This is a genomic window from Streptomyces sp. NBC_00669, from assembly GCF_036226785.1.
In the GTDB taxonomy this organism is placed as follows: Bacteria; Actinomycetota; Actinomycetes; order Streptomycetales; family Streptomycetaceae; genus Actinacidiphila.
On record NZ_CP109018.1, the window covers coordinates 9,185,469 to 9,209,180 of the forward strand.

Here is a 23,712-nt window from a genome sequence, read left to right on the forward strand (position 1 = left end):
GCGGTGTCGGCGGCGATGTGGATGCCGCCGCAGCCGCCGTGGGCGGAGGGAGGGCAGCGGTAGGTGCGGTAGTTCTTCCTGCGGTCCTGGTTGCCGACCAGCCCGCGGCCGCACTTGCCGCAGCGCAGGATGACGGACAGCAGGTAGTTGGGGGTGACGGGTGGGCGGCTGGTGCCGGTGGGAGGTGCCGGCCCTTGTCAGGTCCGGAGCGGACCCATCCGTAGGCGATTCGGCCCTGGATCTTGCCTTGTTGGGCGGCGGCGAGGTGCATACGGGCGACGCGGCGAGCGGTGTCCTCGGAGGATTTCAGCGCCATCACGCACATCATGCGCGCCATGTGGCGGTTGCTGTCGTTGATCAGGTTCATGCGGCCGCCGGTGGCGCCTATGACCGGGTGCTGGACGTACTCGACGATGGCGATGAGGTCTTCGAGGTCGCGGGGCTGGCGCACGAGGCGGTCGAGGTCGTAGAAGATGACGCCGTCGATGACTCCGGTGGACAGGTCGGCCAGGAGTTGGCGGAACTTCGGGCGCATGACGACCCGGTCGATGGTCCCGTCGGGGCGGATGACCTTGCGCTTCTTGAAGGCCGAGGTGTCGTTCTCGCGGTAGGTCTTCGCGAACGGCGCCCAGCCGAGGCGGGGGCGGGTGTCTTCGGCGTCGTCGTTCTGGCGTTCCACGCCTGTTTCCGGGCTGAGGCGGTGGCTGGAGATCCGCAGGTAGGCGCCGGGGCGTTGGGGGAGTTGGATGATGCCGCGCTTGCGGGCGTGCGGGGGGATGGTGAGGTCGTCCCACGGGGACTGGTCGGTGGTGGTCATGGGGCTCGGCTTTCGGTGCGCGGTCGTCCGATACCGGGCACCTTCCGGAGAAGCGCAGGTTTGGTCAGGCCGCGATCCCCAGGTATGGGAGAGGCCGCGCGCGTGGATACTGGCCCCATGCGTATCGACTTCGATCCCGTCCAGCAGGACCGCAACGCGTTCTACCGGCTTCTGACCTCGGTGGTCGTGCCCCGGCCGATCGCCTGGGTGTCGACGACGAACAAGGACGGCTCGGCGGACAATCTGGCGCCGCACAGCTTCTTCACGGTGTCGTGTGTGAGCCCGCCGATCGTGCAGTTCACGTCGGTGGGGCGGAAGGACTCGGTGCGGAATGTGGAGGAGACCGGGCAGTTCGTGGTGAACCTGGCGCCGGAGCACCTGTTCGAGCAGATCAACGCGACGGCGACGGACTTTCCGCACGGGGTGAGCGAGTTCGACGAGGTGGGGATCGCCCGGGAGCCCAGTGCGCGGGTGAAGCCGCCGCGGGTGGCGGCGTCGCCGGTGGCGCTGGAGTGCGAGCTGCACAGCACGCTCCGGCTGGGGGACTCGACCGTGGTGTTCGGGCGGGTGGTGTACGCGGTGGTGTCGGAGGCCGTGATGGTGGACGGGCTGCCGGACGTCCACGCGCTGCGGCCGTTGGCGCGGCTGGGGAAGGACGAGTGGGGCACGCTCGGCGAGGTGCTGGAGATCAAGCGGATTCCGCTGGCGGAGTGGCCGAACCCGCTGGGTCGTTGACGGCGGAGGGCGTGCCGGCCGCACCGGTCGTGCCGGCCGCACCGGTCGTATCGGGCACGGGAGGTACACCGGCCCCGCCGCCTTCGGCGGGTACGACCGCCGCGCCGGGGCCGGCTGCCGTCTTGCGGGTACGGCGCCGGGCGTAGGCCGTCGCCGCCACCCCGGTCACCCCGAGGAACCCGAGCGCCAGCAGGAACGTCGGCGAGGTCGGCGACGCGGCGCGGGCGCCCGCGACCACGTACGCGGCGGTGTTGGCGGCGCTGCCCGCGGCCGTGGCGGTCAGGAAGGGCGTCAGGCGGATACGGGACAGCGCCGCCGCGTAGTTCGCGGCGGCGAACGGCACGCCAGGGAAGAGCCGCAGCGCGAGAGTGCTCCGGAAACCGTGCTTGCTGAGCTGGCGGTCAAGTGACAGCACGAACCGCCCGCGCAGCAACGGCCGTACTGCGTCGCGCCCGAGGAAACGGCCGAGCAGGAAGGCCAGTCCGGCGCCGAGCACGGTGCCGCCGATCGCCGCGGGCAGCCCGGCGTGGATGCCGTAGAGCGCGCCTGCGGCGGCGTTGAGCAAAGGGCGCGGGACGAAGACGACCGTGGCGACACCGTAGGCCAGCGCGAAGACCAGCACCGCGGAGGTGCCCGAGGTCTGAGGCGGCCAGCCCCTGGTCAGCAGCCGCTGCGGCTGCCACGCGACGGCCAGCGCGATCCCGACGGCCAGCACCGCGACCAGCACGCCGAACCGCGCCCAGGGCGAGAGCATCAGCCGCGAGCAGCGCACCACGGCCCGCGCCGCGGCTCTCCGTACACCCCGCCTACCCCGCCCACCCCGCACATCGCGGGCCTCGCGGGCGTCGCGGACCCCTGGTCCGGACGGTGCGGGCGTGAAGTCCGGCTCGGCTTCTGCCATTTGCCGAGCCTAACCGAGGTGGGGGCCGGCCATCGCCCCCGGAGTGCCGGGTCACGCCGGCTCCTTTACCTCCCGCAGCGCCCGCGGCCCCCCTTCCGCGATCACCTCCGACGCCGTCACCTGCGCACGGCGGTCGAGCAGACCCGCGGTCACGGCGATACCGAGCCCGGCCACCGCGAGGACGGCGCCGACCAGGGTGGGCGACGTCCAGCCCCAGCCGGCCGAGATGGCCACGCCGCCGAGCCAGGCGCCGCCGGCGTTCGCGAGGTTGAACGCGGAGTGGTTGGAGGCGGACGCGATGGTCGGGGCGTGCCGCGCCTTGTTCATGACCAGCATCTGCAGCGGCGTGGTGGTCATGAAGCCGACCGCGCCGAGGACGACGACCGCGATCGGCGCGGCGACCTTGGAGTGCGCCGCGAAGTGGAAGCCGACCAGGACGACGGCGAGGGCGGCGAGCGAACCGTAGAGGGTGGGGCGCAGCGCGCGGTCGGTGAGCGGGCCTGCGGCGAGGGCGCCGAGCGTCATGCCGATGCCGAACAGCGCGAGCAGGAGGGTGACGGAGGAGTCGGCGAACCCGGTGACCTCGGTCATCATCGAGGCGAGGTAGCTGTAGACGGCGAACACCCCGGCGAACCCGAACACCGCGGTGAGCAGGCCGAGTACGACCTGGGGTTCGCGCAGCGCCCGGATCTCCTGGCCCACGCCGACGTGCTCCTCGGCGGGCAGCCGCGGGACCAGCAGCGCGAGCGAGGCGAGCCCGACGAGGCCGATGGCGGAGACCACGACGAAGGTCGCGCGCCAGCCGAGGTGCTGGCCGAGCGCGGTCGCGGCGGGCACGCCGACGATGTTGGCGACGGTCAGCCCGAGGAACATCGCGGCCACCGCGCGGGCCCGGCGCTCCTCGGCGACCATCCGCGAGGCGACGACCGCGCCGACCCCGAAGAACGCGCCGTGCGGCAGCCCGGCGAGGAACCGGCCGCCGAGCAGCGTCCAGTAGCCCGGCGCGACGGCGGAGGCGAGGTTGCCGACGGTGAACAGCCCCATCAGCAGGAGCAGCATGCGCTTGCGCGGGATACGGGAGCCGAGCGCGGTGAGCAGCGGGGCGCCGACGACGACGCCGAGCGCGTAGGCGGAGACGAGGTAACCGGCGGTGGGCACGGAGGTACCGAGGTCGCCCGCGACGTTGGGCAGCAGGCCCATCATCACGAACTCCGTGGTGCCGATGCCGAAGGCGCTCACCGCGAGGGCGAGGATGGCCAGGGGCATGGAGGGGTCCTTTACGGGAGCGGAACGGGGTGGGGCAGGACGGGGCTCGACGGAACGGGGTGGGGCAGGACGGGCGGGTGGAGCGGGGACGGGTGGAGCGGGGACGGGTGGAGCGGGGACGGGTGGAGCGGGGACGGGTGGAGCGGGGACTCACGTTAAGTTCATCAACGGAACAAAGTGTCCCACGCCGCGAATTCCCGTACGTCACCAGCGGATGAAGAACCGTTGACGGTTGCGTCACCCGGCGGTTCACGCAGGTGGGAGGAGGCTCAGCCGTCGGCGCCGGGACGGGCGGCCCAACAGGCGGGCGCGGGGCGGAAAACCGTTCGACGGACGGCGGTCCCGCGGCGCATGATCGTCGCATGTTCCGGCCCGCCTTCCTCGCAGACGCCACCGCAGCAGCGGTCGCGCTGGAGGCTGCCCGGAACGCATCGGTCGCAGCGGTCGCACAGGCCGCGGCCGCCGCACGGCCGGCACTCCTCGACGGCGCATTCGACGGCGCACGAAGCTGACCCTCCCCGGTACGACGTATCCGGCGGACCCCGCAGGGGGAGGGTCGGTACGGCCCGGGGTCCGTGAGGCGGCTCACCGCCTTCCCCCTTCCGGTCACCGCGTGGCACGCGGCGACCGTCGAGGAAGAGTCTTCCCATGCCCAAGCAGGCGTACATCCGCACCAAGCCGCACCTGAACATCGGCACCATGGGTCATGTCGACCACGGCAAGACCACGCTGACCGCCGCCATCACCAAGGTGCTCGCCGACGACGGCAACGGCACCTTCGTGCCGTTCGACCGGATCGACCGGGCCCCGGAGGAGGCGCGGCGCGGCATCACCATCACCATCGCGCACGTCGAGTACGAGACCGGCACGCGGCACTACGCGCACGTCGACATGCCGGGTCACGCCGACTACGTCAAGAACATGATCACCGGCGCGGCCCAGCTGGACGGGGCGATCCTCGTCGTCTCCGCGCTCGACGGCGTCATGCCGCAGACCGCCGAGCACGTGCTGCTCGCCCGCCAGGTGGGCGTGCGGCACATCGTGGTGGCCCTCAACAAGGCCGACGCGGCCGACGACGAGCTGGCCGACCTGGTCGAGCTGGAGGTGCGCGAACTGCTCAGCGCGCACGGCTTCCCGGGCGACACGCTCCCGGTGGTCCGCGTCTCCGGGCTGGGCGCGCTGGCCGGCGAGCCGCGCTGGACCGCCGCGATCCGCGCGCTGCTCGACGCCGTCGACACCTACGTGCCGGTGCCCGAGCGGTACGTCGACGCGCCGTTCCTGCTCTCGGTGGAGAACGTGCTCACCATCACCGGGCGCGGCACCGTCGTCACCGGCGCGGTCGAGCGCGGGGTGGTGCGGCCCGGCGACCGGGTCGGCGTGCACGGCGTCGACGACGAGGCGCTCACCAGCGTCGTCACCGGCCTGGAGACGTTCGGCAAGCCCATGGAGTCCGCGCAGGCGGGGGACAACGTGGCGTTGCTGCTGCGTGGGGTGCAGCGCGGTCAGGTGCGGCGTGGCGACATCGTCGCGGCGCCGGACAGCGTGACGACGCACCGCCGCTTCACCGCGCACGTGTACTTCGTGCCGGCGGCGGAGGGCGGGCGGCACACGCCGGTCGCCACCGGGTACCGGCCGCAGTTCTACATCCGCACCGCGGACGTGGTCGGCGACGTGTCCCTCGGGTCCGAGGGGATGGCGCTGCCGGGCGACACCGCCGACATCGCCGTCGAGTTGGGGCGTGCGCTGCCGCTGGAGCCCGGGCTCGGCTTCGCGATCCGCGAGGGCGGTCGCACGGTCGGTGCGGGCACGGTGACGTCCCTGGGTTGACCGGTCCCCGGACGGGGCCGGGCGGGTCCGCCCGCCCGGCCCCGTCCTGCCCTGTCCGGTCGGCGGGGCTGCCGCGCGGTTCCCCGCGTCCCCGCGCGTCCCGGGGGTGGGGGAGGATGGGCCGGTGGAAGGTGAAGCGATTCCGGTGCTGCGGGCCGTGGACTTCGGGGAGGCGAAGCTGCTGCCGGATGTGGACCGCGCGCGGGCGTGGCTGCTGACGGTGGACGGCGCGCCGCAGTCGTACGTCGACCTGGCGGACCCGGAGCACCTGGAGTTCGAGTACGTACGGCGTGTCGCGTATGTCGTGGAGGCGGTGTGCGACACGCGGGAGTCGCCGGTGGGGATCGTGCACCTCGGCGGTGGGGCGCTGACGCTGCCGCGCAGGTTCGCGCGGACGGTGCCGGGGGCGGTGCAGGACGTGGTGGAGGCGGACCGCGGCCTTGCCGGGCTGGTCGCGGAGTACCTGCCGTGGGACGCGCCGGAGATCCGTACCCATGTCGCGGACGCCCGGGAGTGGCTGGCCGGGCGGGCGGACGCGAGCGCCGACGTGCTGGTGGTGGATGTGTTCGGCGGGTCGCGGGTCCCCGCGCACCTGACCACCGTCGAGTGCGCGACGGAGGCGGCACGGGTGCTGCGCCCGGGCGGCCTGTACGTGGCGAACCTCGCCGACGCCGCGCCGTTCGCCTTCCTCGGCTCGCAACTGGCCACCGTTCGCGCGGCGTTCGGCCCGGACGCGGAGGTGTGCGTGCTGGTCGAGCCGGGGGTGCTGCGCGGGCGCCGGTACGGCAACGCGGTGCTCGCGGTCTCCCGCGGCCCGCTGCCGGCGGACGTGGTCGCACGGCGCTGCGCCGCGGACCCGTTCCCGGCACGGGTGCTGGGGACGGCGGAGGCGGTACGGGCGTTTCCGGGCGCGCCGGTGCATGACGCGGAGGCGGCCGACTCGCCCGAGCCGCCCGGCGGCGCCTTCACGATCGGCTGACCCGGGAGCGTGTTCCGCCCGCGAAGGCCGGCTCGGGGGTAGCGGGGCGGGAGGGCCGCACGGCGCGGTGCGCGGTGCTGTCGTGGACGGATCAGGTCGCGTCGGGGAGCCCGTCCACGCTCTCCGCGACGGGCTTGGCGCCGGCCGGAAGCGGGAGCGGAAGCGGCTCGGCTGCGGGCAGGTCGTCGACGGAATGGTCGGCCGGTGCCGGCGTGACCTTCGTACGCCGTTCCAGCCGACGTACGTCCGGCAGCAGCAGGACCGCGCCGGTGAGCAGCACGATCAGCGCGGCGGAGCCCCACAGCGACTGGGTCCGGCCGAAGGTGATCGCGGCCGGGCCGGCGAGCGCGGTGGCGACGGGGGTCAGGGAGACCGAGCCGAGCCAGTCGTAGGCCGACACGCGCGACATCTTGTCCTCGGGGATCTCCTGGTGCAGGGCCAGCATCCAGCCGACCGCGAAGACCTCCACCGCGAGACCGGCGGTGAAGGTGGCGGCCGACAGCAGCGGGAGCGGTGCGGCGATCGCGAGGGCGGCGGCGGGCAGCGCCAGCGGGAAGACGCCGAGGGTACCGGCGAGCAGCATCCGGCGCGGGCGCCAGCGGATCATCAGCACGCCGCCGCAGACCGTGCCGACACCGCCCGCGGCGATCGCGAGTCCCCAGGGTCCGGCGCCGCCGAGGTGCTCGCGGGCGACCAGCGGACCGTAGACCGACTCGGCGGCGGTTCCCACGCCGTTGACGACCCCGAACTGGAGCACGATGCCCCACAGCCAGGAGCGGGAGGCGAACTCGTGCCAGCCCTCGCGCAGTTCACGGACGATGCCGCCGGACGCGGCGGGCCGTTCCACCACGGGGGTGCGCAGCTTCGCGCGCATGGCCGCGGCGATCGCGAAGCCGGTGGCATCGACGGCGAGCACCCAGCCGGGGCCGACCGCCGCCACCAGCGCGCCGCCGAGGGCCGCGCCGCCGATGCTCGCGCCGTTCATCGACAGCCGGAAGACCGAGAACGCCTTGCCCGCGTGCGCGGGGTCCACCGTGGACAGGAGCATGCCCTCGGAAGCCGGCGAGAAGAACGCCTGGCCGGTGCCGCCCACGGCGGCCAGCGCGGCCATCACCCACAGCGACGGTGACCCGGTGAGCACCAGTACCGCGAACGCGGCCTGGGACGTGGCGTTGACCAGGTTCGCGCTGACCATCACCCGGTGCCGGGGCAGCCGGTCCGCGATGGCGCCGCCGACCAGCAGGAAGACGACCAGGGCCAGCGTGCGGGCGGCGATCACCAGGCCGACGTCGGTGGCGCTGCCGCCCTGCACGATGACCGCGTAGGCGGCGGCGATGGTGGCGCCGGAGTTGCCGAGGTTGGCGATGAACGACGCGCCGACCAGCAGCCGGAAGTCCCGGCCGGCCCAGGAGGGCGGTTGGGGGAGTGCCGGCAGCCTGCCGAGCAGGGCACGGGGAGTGCCGGGGCGGGGGCGGGGGCCGGTGCGCTTCACCCGGGCACTATCCAGGAACGCCCGGGTGGCGCGCCAGCGGTTATCGCCGGCGGGCGCTCCCGTGCCGCGCCCGCCCCGGAGGCCGTGCCGCCGCGGCTCCTCCGCCTCTGGTGCCGCTCCACCCGACCCCGCCGCTGCCGCTGCCGCTGCCGCGCCGCGCCGGTCCGGTTTCGCCTGCTTCCGTCTCCTCCGTCTCCTCCTGCTTCTACTGCTTCAGGGGGCGGATGGTGCTCTTGATCTTGTCCACGATGGACTGCGAGAGCTGGTCGGGGACGCCGGTGTCCGCGTAGAGCACCCACACCACCGGTGTCGGGGTCTTCTGGGAGGGGTCCAGCCAGGCGACGGTGTAGGCGATGCCGCTGGGCGGCGTGCACTTGTCGGCCTTGACCACGTTGGTAGCCGTGGCCTCGGACTGCCAGCCGGTGATGCCGTGGTCGTTCTTGAACGCCTTGCTGTCCTTCGCCTTGGAGAAGGTGCCCTTGCCCTTGGTCTGGTAGACCCAGTACGCCCACGCCTCGGCCTCGTTGTCGGCGGCGTTCTTCAGGCTCTTCGCACCGTTGCCGCCCTTGGTGCCGACGGTCGCGCGGTCGGCGTGGTCGTGGCCCGACGTGCACCACTCGTACTTGTAGTGGGCGGGCGCCCCCATCGCTTCCTGCGCGGCGCCCTTGTCGTCGGTGAAGATCAGGCTCATGCCCTGGGTGTCGACCTTCCAGTCCGGCGGCACGTCGAAGGCGACGTTGCGCTGGTCGCGACGGACCACCTTCCAGCCGGGTATGACGGGCTTCACCTCGGCGCCGCCGTTGCGCGGGTTGTCGTCGTCGGTGCCGTCGGTCGCGCTGCCAGAAGGGCTGGGGGTGGCGGTGGGTTTCGCCGGCGTCGTCGCGGTGGGCGTGGCGGGCCCCTTCGCGTCGTCCTTCTTGTCGTGCTTGTTGGTGAGGTAGACGGCGCCGACCGTCACGGCCGCGATGACCGCGAGCGAGGCGGTGATGGCGATGCCTATGGTCAGCTTCCGGTTGTCCTTCTCCGGCGGCTGCCCGCCGGGCCCGCCCGGGCCTCCGGGGGCGCCGGGGCCGGCCGGGCCCCACGTCTGCGGTGTCGGGTAGCCGCCGGCCGGCGGCTGTCCGGGCTGCTGGGGCTGCGGGTAGCCGGGCTGCGCATACGGGTTCGGGGGAGCGGGCTGACCGTACGGCGGGGCCGGCGGCGGCTGCTGGTAGCCGGGCTGCGGGGGTTGCTGGGAGGGCTGCTGCGGAGGTTGCTGGGGCTGCTGGTAACCCGGCTGCTGGTACCCGGGCTGCGCGTACGGGTTGGGCGGTTGCCCGTACGGTCCCTGCGAGGGCTGCTGGGGCTGCGGTTGCTGCGGATTCTGAGGGGGGTTGCCCTGCGGGTACTGCTGTCCCCCGTGCTGCTGGTCTCCTGGCCACATGGCTGGAAACACTAGGGGAGCGGGCCCGCGGGTTCCACGGCGGACCGCGATACTGGCTGGTAACATCGGTCCATGTCCGACACGTTGCCCAACATAGGCGAACTCCTCACGTCCACCGTGCCGATGGTCCGCACCCTGGACCTCCGGTACATCGAGACCACGGCCGAGCGCGCCGTCGTGTCGCTGCCCGACCACCCCGACTACCGCAACCACGTCGGCGGGCCGCACGCGGGCGCGATGTTCACCGTCGGCGAGTCCGCGTCCGGCGCCGTCGTGATCGGCGCGTTCGGCGACCAACTCAGCCGCGCCGTCCCGCTCCCGGTGCGGGTCGAGGTCACCTACGCCAAGATCGCCCGGGGCGAGGTGCGCGCGACCGCCACGCTCGGCCGGCCCGCCGCCGAGGTCGTCGCCGAACTCGACGCCGGACAGCGCCCCGAGTTCCCGGTCGAGGTCGTGCTCACCCGCGAGGACGGCGCCGAGACCGGCCGGATGACCGTCATCTGGACCCTGCGCCCCAACCGCTGAGAGCCGCCGGCCCGGGGGCCGGTGGGGTGGCCCGGGTCCGGCGGAGGCGGTTCGCCGAGGAGTACGTCCACGGGTCCGGGGGTCGGAGTACGGGTTCGGCCACGGGTCCGGCGGTGCGGAGCACGGGTGTTCGGTGGCCCGGGGGCGGGGGCCGGCGGGGCCGAGCGGCCGGTGATCGGTGGTCGCGCGGCCGGTGATCGGTGGCCGGGGGCACACCGCTGAGCGGACAGCATGTCCTTTCGGTCGGTTACGCTTCACAGGAGCGCGCTGCGGGCGCGCGTTCGACCGTCACCCCGGGGAGGGACCTGCTGTGCACGTGCAGGACTGGCTGGACGGCATTCCGCCGATCGCCGTCTATCTGATGGTCGGTCTCGTGGTGGGGGTGGAGAGCCTCGGCATCCCGCTGCCCGGCGAGATCGTACTGATGACGGCGGCGCTGCTGTCCTCGCAGGGCCACGTCAGCCCCTGGGTGGTCGGCGCCTGCGCGATCTTCGGCGCGGTCGTCGGCGACTCCATCGGCTACGCCATCGGGCACAAGGGCGGCAGACCGCTGCTGGACTGGCTCGGCCGCCGCTTCCCGAGCCATTTCTCGCCGGCCAACATCGCCACCGCCGAACGCTCCTTCCACCGCTGGGGTATGTGGGCGGTCTTCTTCGGCCGTTTCGTGGCCCTGCTGCGGATCTTCGCCGGGCCGCTCGCCGGCGTCCTGAAGATGCCGTACCACAAGTTCCTCATCGCCAACGCCCTCGGCGGCATCGTCTGGGCCGGCGGCATCACCGCGATCATCTACTACGTCGGCGTGGTCGCCGAGCCCTGGCTCACCCGCTTCGGCTACGTCGGCCTCGGCATCGCGGTCCTCTTCGGCATCGGCTCCTTCCTCTACGTCCGGCGCCGCGCCGCCAAGGCGCACGCCGAGCAGGAGACGGACACCGAACGCGAGGTCGCCGTCGCCCAGTCCGGCGAGTAGCCGCCCGCGCGGTGGGCGGCGCCGTACGGAGAGCACCGGAGTCCCGACCGGGAGCCGAGCGGCTCCGACCGGGACCCGACCGGGCTCCGCGTCCGGGGGCGCCGCTCAGCCCAGGGCCTCGCGATGCGCCTCGGCGAGCGCCACATAGTGCTCCGCGCTCATCCGCAGCGCCTCCTGCTCCTCCCCGGTCAGCTCCCGCTTGACCCTCGCGGGCACCCCGGCCACCAGCGAGTGCGGCGGCACCTGCATGCCCTGCGGTACCAGAGCGGCAGCCGCCACCAGTGAACCCGTGCCGATCCGCGCCCCGTTGAGCACTGTCGCGCCCATCCCCACCAGTACGCCGTCCTCGACCACGCACCCGTGCAGCACCGCGTTGTGCCCCACCGTGACCCCCTCGCCGACGACCGCCGGGAAGCCGGGATCGGCGTGCACCGTGCAGTTGTCCTGGATGTTGGAGCCGGCGCCGATCCGGATCTCCTCGGCGTCGCCACGCAGCACCGCGTGGTACCAGATGCTCGCCCGCGCGCCCAGCGTCACATCGCCCAGCACCACCGAGGTCGGCGCGGTGTACGCGGTGGGGTCCAGCCGCGGCTCCCGGCCGAGAACGCCCGCGACCAGCGCTGCGGCACCGCCGGCCGGCCCGCCCTCGCCCGGCCCGCCGGCCGTTCCACCCTTACCGCCCGCCGCACCGCCTGAATCCGCCGCGCCCGCCTGCTCCACCGTCTCGCTCATCCCCGCTCCGTCCGATCCCGCGCCGCTCCACCACTGTCCAGCGGCACCGTATACGGTGGCCGTGTGCCCGAGAACGAGAACGTGTTCTTCTCCCTGCTGTCCGGTGCCGCCGCCTGGCGCCGGCGCGCCACCACGCGGCTGGTGCACCGCGCCTGGCAACGCGTGCAGAACGCGGGCGCGGTCACCGCGGAGCGCCCCGGGCTGCTGCGCTTCGGCCGGATCGGCTGGGGCACCCGGCTCGCCTTCCCGCAGGGCACCGTCTTCGGCGAACCCTGGATTCACCTCGGCGCGTGCTGCATCATCGGCGAGCAGGTCACCCTCACCGTCGGCCTGGCCCCCGCCGACATCGACTACGGCCCGGACCCGGTCATCCGCATCGGCGACGGTGTCGTCATCGGCCGCGACAGCCACATCGTCGCGATGGCCCCGATCGTCATCGGCGACAAGGTCTACTGCGGCCCCAACGTCTACGTGACCAGCACCAACCACTCCTACCACGACCCCGACCAGGCGATCGGCGAGCAGTGGCCCAGCTCCGCGCCGGTCGAGATCGGCTCCGGCAGCTGGCTCGGCGTGGACAGCGTGGTGTTGCCCGGCGCCCGGCTCGGCCGCAACGTCGTCGTGGCCGCCGGCTCCGTCGTCCGCGGCGAGATCCCCGACCACGCGGTGGTGGCAGGCGCCCCGGCCAGGATCGTCCGGCGTTGGGCACCCGACACGGGCTGGCAACCGCCCTTGCGCACCCCCGCACCGTCACCGCTCCCGGACGGGGTGCCGCCCGAGCAACGCCTCGACCTCCCCGGCCTCGAAGCCCCCGCCGGTACCTGAACGTCAGCTCGGCGACCGGCCGGCACGTCCCGTCGTTCAGCGGCCGGCCGGCCCCCGAGCCCCCGCCCGAGCCTGACCGCCCGCCCACGCACCCGCCGGACCCGCCACATCGGAACGCACCGCCACCCGTTGCCCGCCGGTAGCCGGTAGCCGGTAGCCGGTAGCCGGTAGCCGGTAGCCGGTAGCCGGTAGCCGGTAGCCGACGCTGCCGCCCGCCGCCTGCCCATGGCCGACGGCACCGCTCCGCCACCGCCCACGGTCTGCCCGCTCGCAACGCCCGGGGCCCGCCCATCGGCGACCGCACCGCCCGGGGCCCGTTGCGCGCCGCCCAGCCGTGGCCGACCCCACCGCCCGCCGTTACCGCCCACACTCCGCCCGTGAACACGCGCGCCCACGACCGCCGCGCGGACCTTGCTAGATTGCCCGTATGCGCGCACCGATCGGCTCATTCGAGGACGCCCACCCCGCCACTGAGCGACGGGAGTTGCTGCCCCCGCCGGTCGCCGCGGCGGTGACCGCGGAGATGGTGCACGTGGACACCGACCCCGACAAGGCCGACACCGCGGACTTCGTCGCCGCCTACGGTCAGGACCTGCTGGACCAGTCCGCCAACTGCGTGGTGGTCGCGGGCAAGCGCGGCACCGAGCTGACGCTGGCCGCGTGCGTGGTGCTCTCCACCACCCGGGTCGATGTCAACGGCACGGTCCGCCGCCACCTCGGCGCCCGCAAGGCGTCCTTCGCCCCGATGGACACCGCCGTGAGCGAGACGGGCATGGAGTACGGCGGGATCACCCCGGTCGGGCTGCCCGCGCACTGGCCGCTGCTCATCGACTCCGCCGTCGCGGAGGCGCCCTATCTGGTGATCGGCAGCGGGGCCAGGCGCGGCAAGCTCATCGTGCCCGGCAAGGTACTGGCGTCGCTGCCCGGCGCGGTGGTGCTCGACGGCCTGGGCGGCTGAACCGGACCAGGGGTCGCGGTCTCAGGTCCTCTCACCGAGGGCCTGTCACAACTGCGGTATCTCGATCGCCGGGCATCGGTCCATGACCATGTCGAGGCCCGCGGCCCGCACCCGTTCGTACGCCTTCTCGTCGATCACGTCGAGCTGGAACCAGACCGCCTTCGCGCCGACCGCCACCGCCTCGTCGGCCACCGCACCGGCCCACGCGGAGTGCACGAAGACGTCCACCACGTCGACGGGGAAGGGGATGTCCGCCAGCTTGGCGTACCCCTGCTCGCCGTGCACCGTCTCGGCCTTCGGATGCACCGGCACCACCCGCTTGCCGAACCGCTGAAGCACCGCCGCAACGCCGTACGCCGCACGCGACGTGTTGTTCGACAGCCCGACCACCGCCCAGGTGTCACCGCTGTCGGTCAGGATCTTCCGCACCGTCTCCGCGTCCCCGTACATCCCCGCTCACCAACCCCTCGCCTCAGCCCGCCCGCACGCTTCCCCGCGCGTTCTGCCAGATCAACGCCCCACCCGGCGCCATGATTCCCCCCGCACTAGGCTGAACGGGTGGTAGATCGGTGTCTGACGGTGGCGCGCCCGGGCGTGTACGAAAGTGAGATCAAACGCTCGCGGTTCCGCTGCGCGCTGGCCCCGGCCGGCAGCCAGGAGGCCGCCGAGGAGTTCGTCCGGGCCGTCCGCAAGGAGCACCCGGGCGCCACGCACAACTGCTTCGCGTACGTCATCGGCCCCGACGGCCGCCTGCACCGGGCGAGCGACGACGGAGAGCCCGGCGGCACCGCGGGCACCCCGATGCTCCAGGTGCTGCTCGGCCGCGAGGTCCGCGACACCGTCGCGGTCGTGACCCGCTACTACGGCGGCGTCCAGCTCGGCGCCGGCGGCCTGGCCCGGGCGTACGGCGGCGCGGTCTCCGCGGCGCTGGACGCGACCGGCACCGTCGAACGGCGCCTGCTCGCGCTGCTCACCGTCACCGCCGACCACCAGCGTGCCGGGCGGCTGGAGAACGAGCTGCGCGCCGCCGGCCACGCGGTGCGCGAGGTCGTCTACGGCGCCGCCGTCACCTTCCACCTCGGCGTCCCCGAACCCGACGTCGCCGCCTTCCGCTCCTGGCTGGCCGACGCCACGTCCGGCACCGCCACCTGCGCCACCGAGGGCAGCGCCTACGTGGACGTCCGCTGACCGGCGGGGGCGGAAGCGGGCGGGGCGGAAGCAGGCGGGGCGAAGCGTCGGCGCGGCGCGATCCGGGCCGTTCGGGGTGCGCCGTCCGGGGACGGGAGTGATCGGTAGTACGGTGCTGGTCTGCGGGCGGACGCCCGGGACGGTGAGGGGGACGGGTGCGGTTCGGAGCGGTGGCGTGAGATTCCTGCACACCTCGGACTGGCACCTCGGCCGGTCCTTCCACCGGGTGAGCATGCTCGACGCCCAGCGGACCTTCCTCGACCACCTGGTGGCCACCGCGCGCGCCGAGCAGGTCGACGCCGTGATCGTGGCCGGTGACGTCTACGACCGGGCCGTGCCGCCGCTGGCCGCGATCGAGCTGTACGACGAGGCCCTGCACGCCCTCGCCGACCTGGGCGTGCCGACGGTACTGACCTCGGGCAACCACGACTCGGCCCGGCGACTCGGCGTCGGCGCCGGGCTGATCGACCGCGCCGGCGTCCACCTGCGCACCGACCCCGCGACCTGCCACCACCCGGTGCTGCTGCCCGACCCGCCACACGGCGACGTGGCGGTCTACGGCCTGCCCTACCTCGAACCCACCCTGGTCCGTGCCGAGTTCGGCGCCGAGCGGGCCGACCACACCGCGGTGCTCGGCGCCGCCATGGACCGGGTGCGGGCCGACCTCGCCACTCGCCCGGCCGGCACCCGCGCCGTCGTCGTCGCGCACGCCTTCGTCACCGGCGCCGCCCCCTGCGACAGCGAGCGCGACATCACCGCCGGCGGCGTCGAGGCGGTGCCCGCCGAGCTGTTCGACGGCGCGCACTACGTCGCCCTCGGCCACCTGCACGGCTGCCAGACGATCAACGACCGCGTGCGGTACTCCGGTTCGCCGCTCGCCTACTCCTTCTCCGAGCAGCACCACCGCAAGAGCATGTGGCTGGTGGACCTCGATCCCGACGGCGCCGTCACCGCGCGGCGCCTCGACACTCCGGTGCCGCGCCCGCTCGCCCGCCTGCGCGGCCGCCTGGACGACCTGCTCGCCGACCCCGCGCTCGAACCGCACACCGGGTCCTGGGTCGAGGCCACCCTCACCGACGCGTACCGCCCGCACGAGCCGATGGCCGCGCTCGCCAAGCGCTTCCCGCACATCCTCGCGCTCGCCTTCGACCCCGACCGCGACACCGAAGACCCGCTCGCCTCCTACGCCCGCAGGCTGCGCGGGCGCACCGACCAGCAGATCGCCGAGGACTTCGTCGCACATGTCCGCGGCACCGCCCCCGACCGGGCCGAACGCGGCGTGCTGCGGGCCGCGTTCGACGCGGTACGGGCCGACGCCGTACAGACGGAGCGCGACTGATGCGCCTGCACCGCCTCGAACTGACCGCGTTCGGCCCCTTCGCCGGCACCCAGCGGGTCGACTTCGACGAACTGTCCGCCGCCGGGCTGTTCCTGCTGCACGGCCCCACCGGCGCGGGCAAGACCTCCGTCCTGGACGCCGTCTGCTACGCGCTGTACGGGCAGGTGCCCGGTGCCCGGCCCGCGAACCGGCTGCGCAGCGACCACGCCACTTCCGGCACCGCGACCGAGGTGGTGCTCGAACTCACGCTCGGCGAACGCCGGTTGGAGATCACCCGGCGACCGGAGCAGGCGCGGGCGAAGAAGCGTGGCACCGGCACCACCGTCGACAAGGCGGTCACGCTGCTGCGCGAGCACATCGGCGGCGCGTGGCAGGGCGTCTCCAAGTCGCACCAGGAGATCGGCGAGGAGGTGCGCCAACTCGTCGGGATGAGCTGTGAGCAGTTCTGCCAGGTGGTGCTGCTGCCGCAGGGCGAGTTCGCGACGTTCCTGCGGGCGGGCGCGGTGGAGCGGGCCGCGCTGCTCGGACGGCTCTTCGACACCCGCCGGTTCAAGGCGGTCGAGCAGTGGCTGCGCGACCGCAGGAACGAAGCGGACCGGCGGCTCGCCGCCGGCGACGACGGGCTGCGGGAACTCGCCGCGCGGATGCGGCAGGCGGCGGGGTACGGCGACGCCGAACCCGGGCCCGGTGCGGACCTCGGCTCCGAACGCGATCTCGACGCGGGGGTGTTGACCGACGCCGCGCTCGCGCGGTGCGACGCCCGCGAGCGGCACGCCATCGCGCGCACGGCCGTACGCCTCAGCGAGGACGCGCACCGCGCCGCCGCCGAAGCGGCCACCGCGGCACGTGAGTTGGCCGCCCTGCAACGCCGCCACCGGGAAGCCCTCGACCACGCGTCGGCCGCCGCCAGCCAGCGGCCGGTCCGCACCGCTGTCCGCGGCCGCCTCGACCGCGCCCGGCGCGCCCTCACCGTCGACCCCGCACTCGGGCTCCACGACAAGGCCGCCGCCCAGTACGACGAGGCCCTCGCGGCGGAACGCGTGGCCGCCGCCGAACTCGCCGCCGCGGGTGAGCTCCTGGCCGGGCCCGTGGACGCCTCGTCGGCGGAGCCGGACGCTGAGCTGCCCCGGGCTGGCGGCTCGGACGCCTTTCCGGCCCAGCGGGGCGGTGCCGCGCCCGTTCGGCCCGGTGGCCCGGGGGAGTCGGGGTCGGGAGTCGATCGGGTCGGTGCAGGGGCGACGCGAGGCAGCTCGGGGACAAGTGGGCGGACATCGGCCGCTGATGAGGGGCTCAGGTCCGAGTCGGTCCGGCACGGCGGCGGCGTGGGGGAGCAGCGGCCTGGCGGGACGCTTGGCGCCCAGGGAGCGCCGGCGGGCGCACGACTTTCGGTCGAGGTCATGACCCGCAGGGTGGGGCAGTTGCGGGAGGAGCTGGGCGGGCTGGCCGGAGCGGGGGAGGCCGAGGCCCGTTTGGAGGAGATCGGGCGGCGCCGGGAGGTGCTGGCGCGGGAGGAGCGGGCGGACGAGGGGGCCGTGCGCGAGGCGCAGGCGTGGCTGGAGCGTTGGGCGGGGGAGCGTGGCGGGCTCCAGGCTCGGGTGGAGACGGCGGCGGAGGCGGCCGCGCGGGCGGAAGGGCTGGCGGGGAGGGTCGAGGCGGCGCGGGTGCGCCGGGACGCCGCATCCGAACGGGACCGGCTGGCACGGGAGTCGGCCCTTGCCGAGGAGGCCGCGCGCGAGGCACGGGACCGGGCCGCCGAGGCCCGCGAGGCGTGGCAGGACGCGCGGGAGGCGCGGATCGCCGGTATCGCGGCCGAGCTGGCCGACGGCCTGGTCGACGGGGAGCCCTGCCGGGTGTGCGGCGCCCAGGAGCACCCCGCCCCGGCGCGGCCCGAAGCGGGGTCGCGGGTCACCTCGGCCGACGAGGACGCCGCGAACGCGGCCTACGAGCGGCGCCGTTCGGCGTATGCGGCGGCCGGCGAGGCAACGGCCCGGCTGCGTGCGGCACTCGACGCGGCCGACGCCGCCGCCGGAGCCGCGCCGTACGCCGAACTCGCCGCGGCCTACGCGGAGTCGGCGGCCGAGCACGCCGCGGCGGTGCGCGCTGCCGGTGACCTCGCGGAGGCGCGACGCGCGCTCGCCCGCGCGGAGGAGGAGCGCGACCGGCGGACCGCGCAGCGCGAGGAGGCGCTCAGCCGCACCGCGGCCCGCACCTCCCGGCGCGAGGAACTCGACGAGCAGCACCGGCGGTTGACCGCCGAGCTGGCCAAGGCCCGGGCCGGCCACGCCACCGTACGGGCCCGGCACGCGCGGCTGAGCGCGCGGATCGCCGTACTGGACCGGGCCGTCGACGCGGCGAGGGAGCGCGCCGACGGCGAGCGGCGGCTGGCCGAGGCGCAGTCCGCGGTGGCCGAGGCCGCTGCCGCGGCCGGGTTCGGGTCGCCCGCGGAGGCCGCCTCAGCGCTGCTCGCGCCGGCCGAACTGGCCCGTACCGAGCGGGATGTGGCCGCCTGGCAGCGGGAGGAGGCCGCGATCGAGGCGGCCCTGGCGGCGCCCGAACCGGCCGCGGCCGCGGCACTGCCGGCCGCCGACCCCGAGCGCGCGCAGCGGATCGCGGACGAGGCGCACCGCCGGCTGCGGGCCGCCTCGTCCGCGGAGTCCGCCGCCGCCACCCGGTGCCGGGAGCTCGACCGGCTGACCGGGATCGCCACCGCGCGGGTCCGCGAACTCGCCCCGGCCCGGGCGGAGTTCGACCGGCTCAAGCGGTTGGCGGACCTCGCGGCGGGCAACTCGGCGGAGAACCGGTACCGGATGGAGCTGGAGACCTACGTCCTGGCGGCGCGGCTGGAGCAGGTCGCCGCCGCCGCGGGCGTACGGCTCCAGCGGATGTCGGCGGGCCGCTACACGCTCGCGCACAGCGACGCCCGCGCGGGCAACCGGGCCAAGTCCGGCCTCGGGCTGATGGTGGTGGACGCCTGGACCGGCACCGAGCGGGACACCGCGACGCTCTCCGGCGGCGAGACCTTCTTCGCGTCGCTGGCGCTGGCGCTGGGCCTGGCCGACGTCGTCACCGACGAGGCGGGCGGCATGCGGCTGGACACCCTCTTCATCGACGAGGGCTTCGGCAGCCTCGACGAGCAGACCCTCGACGAGGTCCTGGACGTGCTGGACGGGCTGCGCGAACGGGACCGGGCCGTCGGCATCGTCAGCCATGTGGCCGACCTGCGGCACCGAATCCCCGTCCAGCTCCGGGTGGTCAAGGACCGCGACGGCTCCAGCGTCCGGCTGCGCACCACCGCGAGCTGACCCGGGCCGCCGGGCCGCCCGTGTGAACGCCCAGCGGGCCGATGGCAGCGATGGCAGGCCGCCTTGGCCGCGTGGCCTACCGGGCCGGCCGTGCGGTCAGCCGGCCCCTCCCTCATCCGGCCCGTCCCGGCGGTTGAGGAGGAGATGCCGTGCGACGGTGCCGAGGCGCGGGCCGTGGGCGGGCGGCCCGCCGCGCGGAGCGGGCGGCCCGCCTGGGGGTGCGCCGGGTGCGGGCTACGCGAGGAACCCGCCGTCGACCGCGAGGTGGGCGCCGGTGATGTAGGACGCGTCGTCGGAGAGCAGGAAGGCGACGGCGGTGGCGATCTCCTCGCCGCGCCCTACGCGCCGCATGGGGATGCCGCGCTCGGCCACCTGCTGGGTGCCGTCCGGGTTGGCCTGGGTCATCTCGGTGTCGATGACGCCGGGCTGGAGTTCGTTGATGCGTATTCCCCGGGCCGCGTACTCCTGGGCCGCGGTGCGGGTCAGGCCACGGATGGCGTGCTTGGCGGCGGAGTACTCGACAGTCGGGCCGCCGCGGTCGGCGAACACGCTGGAGACGTTGACGATCGCGCCGCCGCCGGCGTCGAGGATCGCCGGAATCTGGTACTTGAGGCCGTAGAAGAGGCCGTCCAGGTTGATCGCGACGACCTTGTGCCAGGCGTCCAGGGGCATGTCGGCGGTGGGGGTGAAATTGCCGGTCACCCCGGCGTTGTTGACGGCGTAGTGCAGCGCGCCGAACGAGTCCACGGTCCGGGCGACCGCCCGCTCGACGTCCTCGGCGTTGCTGACGTCGCCGGTGACGGGGAGCGCCTGTCCGCCGTCCTCCTTGATCTGCCGGGCGACGTCTTCGAGCTTGTCGGCGCGCCGGCCGACGAGGGTGACGGCCGCGCCGCGGGCGGCGAGCAGCCGTGCCGTCGCCGCGCCCATGCCGGTTCCGGCGCCGGTGACGAGTGCGACCTTGCCCGGGAACCGCGTCATGACCGGTCCTCCGTCTCCTGGGCGGGGGCGGGCAGTTCGACCGGGTCCTGGTCGAAGTCGGCCGACCGGCTCGCCGCTTCCCACGTGGCGACCTCCTCCAACTGCCCGCGGGAGTAGGCCTGTGCCATCTGGACGGCAGTGGCGCCGAGGACGAGGTGGGAGGGCGGGGTGGGGTGCTTGACGACGCGGACCAGGAGCTCGCCGGCGCGCTTGGGGTCGCCCTGCTGGGCCACGGGACCGCTGAACAGGCGCACCATCTCGCCCACGGTCGCGTCGTACTCCGGTGGGACGTCCGGGACCTGCATCGAGGCCCCGGCCCAGTCGGTCGCGAACCCGCCGGGCTCCACCACGAGGTACCTGATGCCGAACGGCGCGGTCTCCGCCGCGAGCACCCGGGTGAAGCCGTCCACGGCGAACTTGGCCGCCTGGTAGGACCCGAGGCCGGGCGTGCTGCCGACCCGGCCGCCGATGGAGGAGAACTGCACGACCGTGCCGCCTCCCTGCGCCCGCAGCAGCGGCAGCGCGGCGGTGGAGACGTTGTAGACGCCCCAGAAGTTGGTGTCGAACTGACGGCGGAAGTCGTCCTCGGGCGTGGTCTCGACCGCCGAGGTGTTGGCGTATCCGGCGTTGTTCACGACGACGTCGACCCTGCCGAACCGGTCGACCGCCGCCCGCAGGCCGGCCACGGCGGCCGACCGGTCGGTGACGTCGAGCGCGACGGGCAGCACACGGTCGCCGTACTGCCGTACGAGATCGTCCAGTTGCTCCGGCCTGCGGGCCGTGGCGACGACATTGTCGCCGGCGGCCAGCGCGGCGAGCGCGAGCTGACGGCCGAAGCCGCGCGAGGAGCCGGTGATGAACCAGGTGTCGGTGTGGGTATCCATACCTCTACCGAAACACGGTTGCGCTATTAGTGCAACTTGGTTGTGGTAATTCTCCCGAGGTCGTCGTCCCGGCCGCCCGGTCTCGGAAGTGTGATATTACTGAAACCTGGTTTCGTTACGATGGGGCCGTGGCCACGAGGAGGGATTCATGACCAGAGCCGACTTCCTGCGCGCGCGCAGCCCCGAGGCCAAGGCCGCCCGCGAGACCGAGATCCTGGCCGCCGCGTCGCGCCTCGCCCTGCTCAAGGGCGTCAGGGAGGTGACCATGACCGCCATCGCCGACGAGGTCGGCATGCACAAGTCCGCGATGCTCCGCTACTTCGAGACGCGCGAGGACATCTTCCTGCGGCTGGCGGGCACCGCCTGGCGCGACTGGTCGGCCGCGGTGCGCGACCTCCTCGACGCCATCGCGCCCTGTCCCGACGCCGGCGCGCCGCAGTGGGACGAGACGGCCCGCTCGATCGCCGGCACGCTGGCCGGCTCGCTGGTGGCCCGCCCGCTCTTCTGCGACCTGCTGGCCCACACCCCGCTCAACCTGGAGCGCAACGTCTCCACCGACACCGTCCGGACGTTCAAGACGCGTGCCGTGGCGGAGGTCGAGAACGTCGGCGCCGCGCTCCGCGCCCTCGCACCGCTCGACGCGGACCAGGCGCGCGGCGTGGTGACGACCGCCACCTCGATGGCCGGAGCCCTGTGGCAGATGGCCGCCCCCGGCACCCGGCTGCGCGCCTTCTACGAGACCGACCCCGAGCTGTCCCACTCCATCGTCGACGTCGAACCGAGGCTGACCGACATCCTGACCGCCCTGCTCACCGGCTACGCCCTCCGCCCGGCCGGACCCGGCGGACCCGACCGCGGTTGAGCCGAACACGGGTGAGCCCACCACGGGTTGAGCCGCGCCGTCCCGCACGGACCCGGCGCCGTCACAGCACCAGCGGACGGCGGGCCAGCGGCGAGGAGTACACCACGCTCGTGGTGATCGCGCCGAGCCCGGAGATCCGCCCGGTCACCTCCTCCAGGTGACGCATCGACCGCGCCGCGACCTTCATCACGAAGCAGTCGTCGCCGGTGACGTGGTGCGCCTCCAGCACCTCGGGGGTGGTGTCGAGCAGGTCGTGGAAGGGCTTGTAGTTGCCGGTCGGGTAGCGCAGCCGGACCATCGCCAGCACCGGCAGCCCGACCCGCTCGGGGTCGACGACCGCGGCGTACCCGGAGATCACCCCGGCCTCCTCCAGCCGCCGCACCCGCTCGGTGACCGCGCTCGGCGACATCGAGACGATACGGGCCAGCTCCGCGTAAGTCGCCCGGCCGTCCTGCTGCAGGGCCGCCAGCAGCCGCCAGTCCGTCGCGTCCAGGGAAATCGTGGCCATGTCCCAGAAGTACCAGGGAAAGCCCGGCCGATCAACGAGAGCGCCGGGGAATCCGCCTTCAGCGGGCAGGCCGCGGACCGTAGATTTCCCGGCATGACCGCAACCACGGACCCCACCGCTCCCGCCGCCCCTGCCCTCGCCCCCGCCGCAAGTCCTGTGCTGGGTGTGCCCCCGGCCGCGCCCGCCGACGCCGCCGCCCACTTCGCCGCGAGCCTCGCCTTCCACACGGACGTCTCCGACGTCGCCGCCGTACTCACCGCCGGCGGCGACCCCGGCTTCACCCTCGTCGACACCCGCAGCACCGAGGCATGGGACCAGGGCCGTGTCCCCGGCGCCGTGCACCTGCCCACCGCGCAGATCCCGCGGCTCGCCGCGGACCTCCTCGACCCGGCCCGGCCCGTCGTCGTGTACTGCTGGGGCCCGGGCTGCAACGGCGCCGCCCGCGCCGCGCTCGCGCTGGCCCGACTCGGCTACCAGGTCAAGGAGATGCTCGGCGGCATGGAGTACTGGACCCGCGAGGGCCTTGGCTACGAGACCGCCGCCGGCCCCGCCCGCCGCGACGCCGATCCGCTCACCGCGCCCTTGGCCGCCGGCGCCTGCGGCTGCTGAGCCCGTCCGGCCGCGCCGGCGCCGTCACTTCAGCGCGATCACACCGGCGCCGTCAGACCAACGCCGTCACACCGGCATCAACCTGAGTTCGTACGCCCACAGGTCCCCGCGGTTCGCGACCCGGACGAACCCGATGCGTTCCAGGACCGCCTGCGAGGCCCGGTTGCCGGGCTCGGTGGTGGCCACCACGAGCACCACGTCCGGCTGTCCGAGCGCCCACTGGCACAGGGCGCGGGCCGCGTCCGTGGCCCATCCCTGGCCCCGGCCGGACTCCGACAGGTCGTAGCCGATCTCGACCGAGCCGCGGTCCGGCGGGCCGTGGAAGCCGACACCGCCGACCGCGATCAGGTCGTCGGCGCGCTGGATCGCGAACAGCCCCCAGCCGGGCCGGTAGACCCCCGCGCTCGCCGCGGCGACCGTCATCGAGGCCGCGCTCATCGTGCCCTCGCCCGGCACCCCGTCGATCCAGGTGAGCGTGCCGGGCTTGCCGTCGGCCAGCAGCGCGGCCTCCCCGGGAAGCTGCTCGCGCAGGATGAGCCGGCCCTGGGTGAGCACCAGGCTGCCGGCGTCGTGGGAAGCGTGCAAAGTCATCGGG

Annotated in this window: 22 protein-coding genes and 2 pseudogenes; 12 read left to right on the top strand and 12 right to left on the bottom strand. The window is 74.2% G+C overall.

The window, feature by feature from the left end:
- Positions 1-35: 35 nt before the first annotated feature.
- Positions 36-143: pseudogene (locus tag OG896_RS40555) on the bottom strand (recombinase zinc beta ribbon domain-containing protein); the annotation flags it as partial.
- Positions 144-253: 110 nt separating this feature from the next.
- Positions 254-817 (bottom strand): annotated as a pseudogene (locus OG896_RS40560) (recombinase family protein); the annotation flags it as partial.
- A 117-nt stretch (positions 818-934) separates the two neighbouring features.
- Here OG896_RS40560 and OG896_RS38465 point away from each other — a divergent pair.
- The gene (locus OG896_RS38465; RefSeq protein WP_329372953.1) at positions 935-1,552 is read left to right on the top strand and encodes a flavin reductase family protein; all 618 of its coding nucleotides are present in this window, start codon (positions 935-937) and stop codon (positions 1,550-1,552) included.
- Here the strand turns inward: OG896_RS38465 and OG896_RS38470 are convergent.
- The gene (locus tag OG896_RS38470) at positions 1,506-2,306 is read right to left on the bottom strand and encodes a TVP38/TMEM64 family protein (RefSeq protein ID WP_329374550.1); all 801 of its coding nucleotides are present in this window, start codon (positions 2,304-2,306) and stop codon (positions 1,506-1,508) included. The genes OG896_RS38465 and OG896_RS38470 overlap by 47 nt on opposite strands.
- Positions 2,307-2,504: 198 nt before the next feature.
- Positions 2,505-3,719, bottom strand: a complete 1,215-nt coding sequence (locus tag OG896_RS38475) for an MFS transporter (RefSeq protein ID WP_329372955.1) — start codon at positions 3,717-3,719, stop codon at positions 2,505-2,507.
- A gap of 648 nt (positions 3,720-4,367) precedes the next feature.
- Here OG896_RS38475 and tuf point away from each other — a divergent pair.
- Together tuf and OG896_RS38485 are read left to right on the top strand one after the other, a co-directional pair.
- Positions 4,368-5,546 (top strand): elongation factor Tu, encoded by a 1,179-nt coding sequence (gene tuf, locus OG896_RS38480; RefSeq protein WP_329372957.1) that lies wholly within the window; start codon positions 4,368-4,370, stop codon positions 5,544-5,546.
- 124 nt (positions 5,547-5,670) lie between these two features.
- A complete protein-coding gene (locus tag OG896_RS38485; protein WP_329372959.1) occupies positions 5,671-6,525 on the top strand; it encodes a spermidine synthase in 855 nt (284 codons plus the stop codon).
- Between the two features lie 91 nt (positions 6,526-6,616).
- Here the strand turns inward: OG896_RS38485 and OG896_RS38490 are convergent, their stop codons facing one another.
- A complete protein-coding gene (locus tag OG896_RS38490) occupies positions 6,617-7,972 on the bottom strand; it encodes an MFS transporter (protein ID WP_329374552.1) in 1,356 nt (451 codons plus the stop codon).
- 250 nt (positions 7,973-8,222) lie between these two features.
- Positions 8,223-9,440, bottom strand: coding sequence for a hypothetical protein (locus OG896_RS38495; protein WP_329372961.1), 1,218 nt, complete (start codon positions 9,438-9,440; stop codon positions 8,223-8,225).
- Between the two features lie 72 nt (positions 9,441-9,512).
- On the opposite strand from OG896_RS38495, the gene OG896_RS38500 reads away from it, so the two are divergent.
- Together OG896_RS38500 and OG896_RS38505 are read left to right on the top strand one after the other, a co-directional pair.
- Positions 9,513-9,965 carry a DUF4442 domain-containing protein gene (locus OG896_RS38500; protein ID WP_329372963.1) on the top strand — a complete coding sequence of 151 codons (453 nt, stop codon included), beginning with the start codon at positions 9,513-9,515 and terminating at the stop codon, positions 9,963-9,965.
- 310 nt (positions 9,966-10,275) lie between these two features.
- Positions 10,276-10,932, top strand: a complete 657-nt coding sequence (locus OG896_RS38505; RefSeq protein ID WP_328459993.1) for a DedA family protein — start codon at positions 10,276-10,278, stop codon at positions 10,930-10,932.
- Positions 10,933-11,037: 105 nt separating this feature from the next.
- Here the strand turns inward: OG896_RS38505 and OG896_RS38510 are convergent, their stop codons facing one another.
- The gene (locus tag OG896_RS38510; protein ID WP_329374554.1) at positions 11,038-11,550 is read right to left on the bottom strand and encodes a gamma carbonic anhydrase family protein; all 513 of its coding nucleotides are present in this window, start codon (positions 11,548-11,550) and stop codon (positions 11,038-11,040) included.
- A 177-nt stretch (positions 11,551-11,727) separates the two neighbouring features.
- Between OG896_RS38510 and OG896_RS38515 the strand changes: the two genes are divergently transcribed.
- Together OG896_RS38515 and OG896_RS38520 are read left to right on the top strand one after the other, a co-directional pair.
- Entirely contained in the window at positions 11,728-12,489 is a 762-nt protein-coding gene (locus OG896_RS38515; protein ID WP_329372966.1) for an acyltransferase, read from the top strand.
- Between the two features lie 427 nt (positions 12,490-12,916).
- On the top strand, positions 12,917-13,447 hold the full coding sequence (locus tag OG896_RS38520) for a YbaK/EbsC family protein (protein ID WP_329372969.1): 531 nt from the start codon (positions 12,917-12,919) through the stop codon (positions 13,445-13,447).
- A 45-nt stretch (positions 13,448-13,492) separates the two neighbouring features.
- On the opposite strand, the gene OG896_RS38525 is transcribed toward OG896_RS38520, so the two are convergent.
- Positions 13,493-13,897, bottom strand: coding sequence for a CoA-binding protein (locus tag OG896_RS38525; RefSeq protein ID WP_329372970.1), 405 nt, complete (start codon positions 13,895-13,897; stop codon positions 13,493-13,495).
- 108 nt (positions 13,898-14,005) lie between these two features.
- Here OG896_RS38525 and OG896_RS38530 point away from each other — a divergent pair, with 108 nt between their 5' ends.
- The 3 genes from OG896_RS38530 to OG896_RS38540 all read left to right on the top strand — a co-directional run bounded on the left by OG896_RS38530 (position 14,006) and on the right by OG896_RS38540 (position 19,276).
- Positions 14,006-14,635, top strand: coding sequence for a YigZ family protein (locus OG896_RS38530; protein ID WP_329372972.1), 630 nt, complete (start codon positions 14,006-14,008; stop codon positions 14,633-14,635).
- Between the two features lie 175 nt (positions 14,636-14,810).
- The gene (locus tag OG896_RS38535; RefSeq protein WP_329372974.1) at positions 14,811-15,974 is read left to right on the top strand and encodes an exonuclease SbcCD subunit D; all 1,164 of its coding nucleotides are present in this window, start codon (positions 14,811-14,813) and stop codon (positions 15,972-15,974) included.
- Positions 15,974-19,276 (top strand): AAA family ATPase, encoded by a 3,303-nt coding sequence (locus OG896_RS38540; RefSeq protein WP_329372975.1) that lies wholly within the window; start codon positions 15,974-15,976, stop codon positions 19,274-19,276. The genes OG896_RS38535 and OG896_RS38540 overlap by 1 nt, the downstream gene beginning before the upstream one ends.
- 234 nt (positions 19,277-19,510) lie before the next feature.
- On the opposite strand, the gene OG896_RS38545 is transcribed toward OG896_RS38540, so the two are convergent.
- Together OG896_RS38545 and OG896_RS38550 are read right to left on the bottom strand one after the other, a co-directional pair.
- Complete coding sequence (locus tag OG896_RS38545; RefSeq protein WP_329372977.1) at positions 19,511-20,254, bottom strand: SDR family NAD(P)-dependent oxidoreductase; 744 nt, start codon at positions 20,252-20,254, stop codon at positions 19,511-19,513.
- Positions 20,251-21,138: an SDR family NAD(P)-dependent oxidoreductase gene (locus OG896_RS38550; protein WP_329372979.1), complete on the bottom strand. Its 888-nt coding sequence runs from the start codon at positions 21,136-21,138 to the stop codon at positions 20,251-20,253. The genes OG896_RS38545 and OG896_RS38550 overlap by 4 nt, the downstream gene beginning before the upstream one ends.
- 148 nt (positions 21,139-21,286) lie before the next feature.
- Between OG896_RS38550 and OG896_RS38555 the strand changes: the two genes are divergently transcribed.
- Positions 21,287-22,000 carry a TetR family transcriptional regulator gene (locus OG896_RS38555; RefSeq protein ID WP_329372981.1) on the top strand — a complete coding sequence of 238 codons (714 nt, stop codon included), beginning with the start codon at positions 21,287-21,289 and terminating at the stop codon, positions 21,998-22,000.
- A gap of 61 nt (positions 22,001-22,061) precedes the next feature.
- Here the strand turns inward: OG896_RS38555 and OG896_RS38560 are convergent, their stop codons facing one another.
- Positions 22,062-22,508: an Lrp/AsnC family transcriptional regulator gene (locus OG896_RS38560; RefSeq protein WP_329372982.1), complete on the bottom strand. Its 447-nt coding sequence runs from the start codon at positions 22,506-22,508 to the stop codon at positions 22,062-22,064.
- Between the two features lie 93 nt (positions 22,509-22,601).
- Here OG896_RS38560 and OG896_RS38565 point away from each other — a divergent pair, with 93 nt between their 5' ends.
- Positions 22,602-23,117: a rhodanese-like domain-containing protein gene (locus OG896_RS38565; protein ID WP_329372984.1), complete on the top strand. Its 516-nt coding sequence runs from the start codon at positions 22,602-22,604 to the stop codon at positions 23,115-23,117.
- A gap of 66 nt (positions 23,118-23,183) precedes the next feature.
- On the opposite strand, the gene OG896_RS38570 is transcribed toward OG896_RS38565, so the two are convergent.
- Positions 23,184-23,708, bottom strand: a complete 525-nt coding sequence (locus tag OG896_RS38570; protein ID WP_329372986.1) for a GNAT family N-acetyltransferase — start codon at positions 23,706-23,708, stop codon at positions 23,184-23,186.
- Between the last annotated feature and the right edge of the window lie 4 nt (positions 23,709-23,712).

What these genes read in the sequence shown, in the direction of transcription:
- OG896_RS38465 (WP_329372953.1), top strand. Translation starts at nt 935, where the DNA reads ATGCGTATCGACTTCGATCCCGTCCAGCAGGACCGCAACGCGTTCTAC.
- OG896_RS38470 (WP_329374550.1), bottom strand. Translation starts at nt 2,306, where the DNA reads ATGCTCTCGCCCTGGGCGCGGTTCGGCGTGCTGGTCGCGGTGCTGGCC.
- OG896_RS38475 (WP_329372955.1), bottom strand. Translation starts at nt 3,719, where the DNA reads ATGCCCCTGGCCATCCTCGCCCTCGCGGTGAGCGCCTTCGGCATCGGC.
- tuf (WP_329372957.1), top strand. Translation starts at nt 4,368, where the DNA reads ATGCCCAAGCAGGCGTACATCCGCACCAAGCCGCACCTGAACATCGGC.
- OG896_RS38495 (WP_329372961.1), bottom strand. Translation starts at nt 9,440, where the DNA reads ATGTGGCCAGGAGACCAGCAGCACGGGGGACAGCAGTACCCGCAGGGC.
- OG896_RS38500 (WP_329372963.1), top strand. Translation starts at nt 9,513, where the DNA reads ATGTCCGACACGTTGCCCAACATAGGCGAACTCCTCACGTCCACCGTG.
- OG896_RS38520 (WP_329372969.1), top strand. Translation starts at nt 12,917, where the DNA reads ATGCGCGCACCGATCGGCTCATTCGAGGACGCCCACCCCGCCACTGAG.
- OG896_RS38525 (WP_329372970.1), bottom strand. Translation starts at nt 13,897, where the DNA reads ATGTACGGGGACGCGGAGACGGTGCGGAAGATCCTGACCGACAGCGGT.
- OG896_RS38540 (WP_329372975.1), top strand. Translation starts at nt 15,974, where the DNA reads ATGCGCCTGCACCGCCTCGAACTGACCGCGTTCGGCCCCTTCGCCGGC.
- OG896_RS38545 (WP_329372977.1), bottom strand. Translation starts at nt 20,254, where the DNA reads ATGACGCGGTTCCCGGGCAAGGTCGCACTCGTCACCGGCGCCGGAACC.
- OG896_RS38550 (WP_329372979.1), bottom strand. Translation starts at nt 21,138, where the DNA reads ATGGATACCCACACCGACACCTGGTTCATCACCGGCTCCTCGCGCGGC.
- OG896_RS38555 (WP_329372981.1), top strand. Translation starts at nt 21,287, where the DNA reads ATGACCAGAGCCGACTTCCTGCGCGCGCGCAGCCCCGAGGCCAAGGCC.
- OG896_RS38560 (WP_329372982.1), bottom strand. Translation starts at nt 22,508, where the DNA reads ATGGCCACGATTTCCCTGGACGCGACGGACTGGCGGCTGCTGGCGGCC.
- OG896_RS38565 (WP_329372984.1), top strand. Translation starts at nt 22,602, where the DNA reads ATGACCGCAACCACGGACCCCACCGCTCCCGCCGCCCCTGCCCTCGCC.
- OG896_RS38570 (WP_329372986.1), bottom strand. Translation starts at nt 23,708, where the DNA reads ATGACTTTGCACGCTTCCCACGACGCCGGCAGCCTGGTGCTCACCCAG.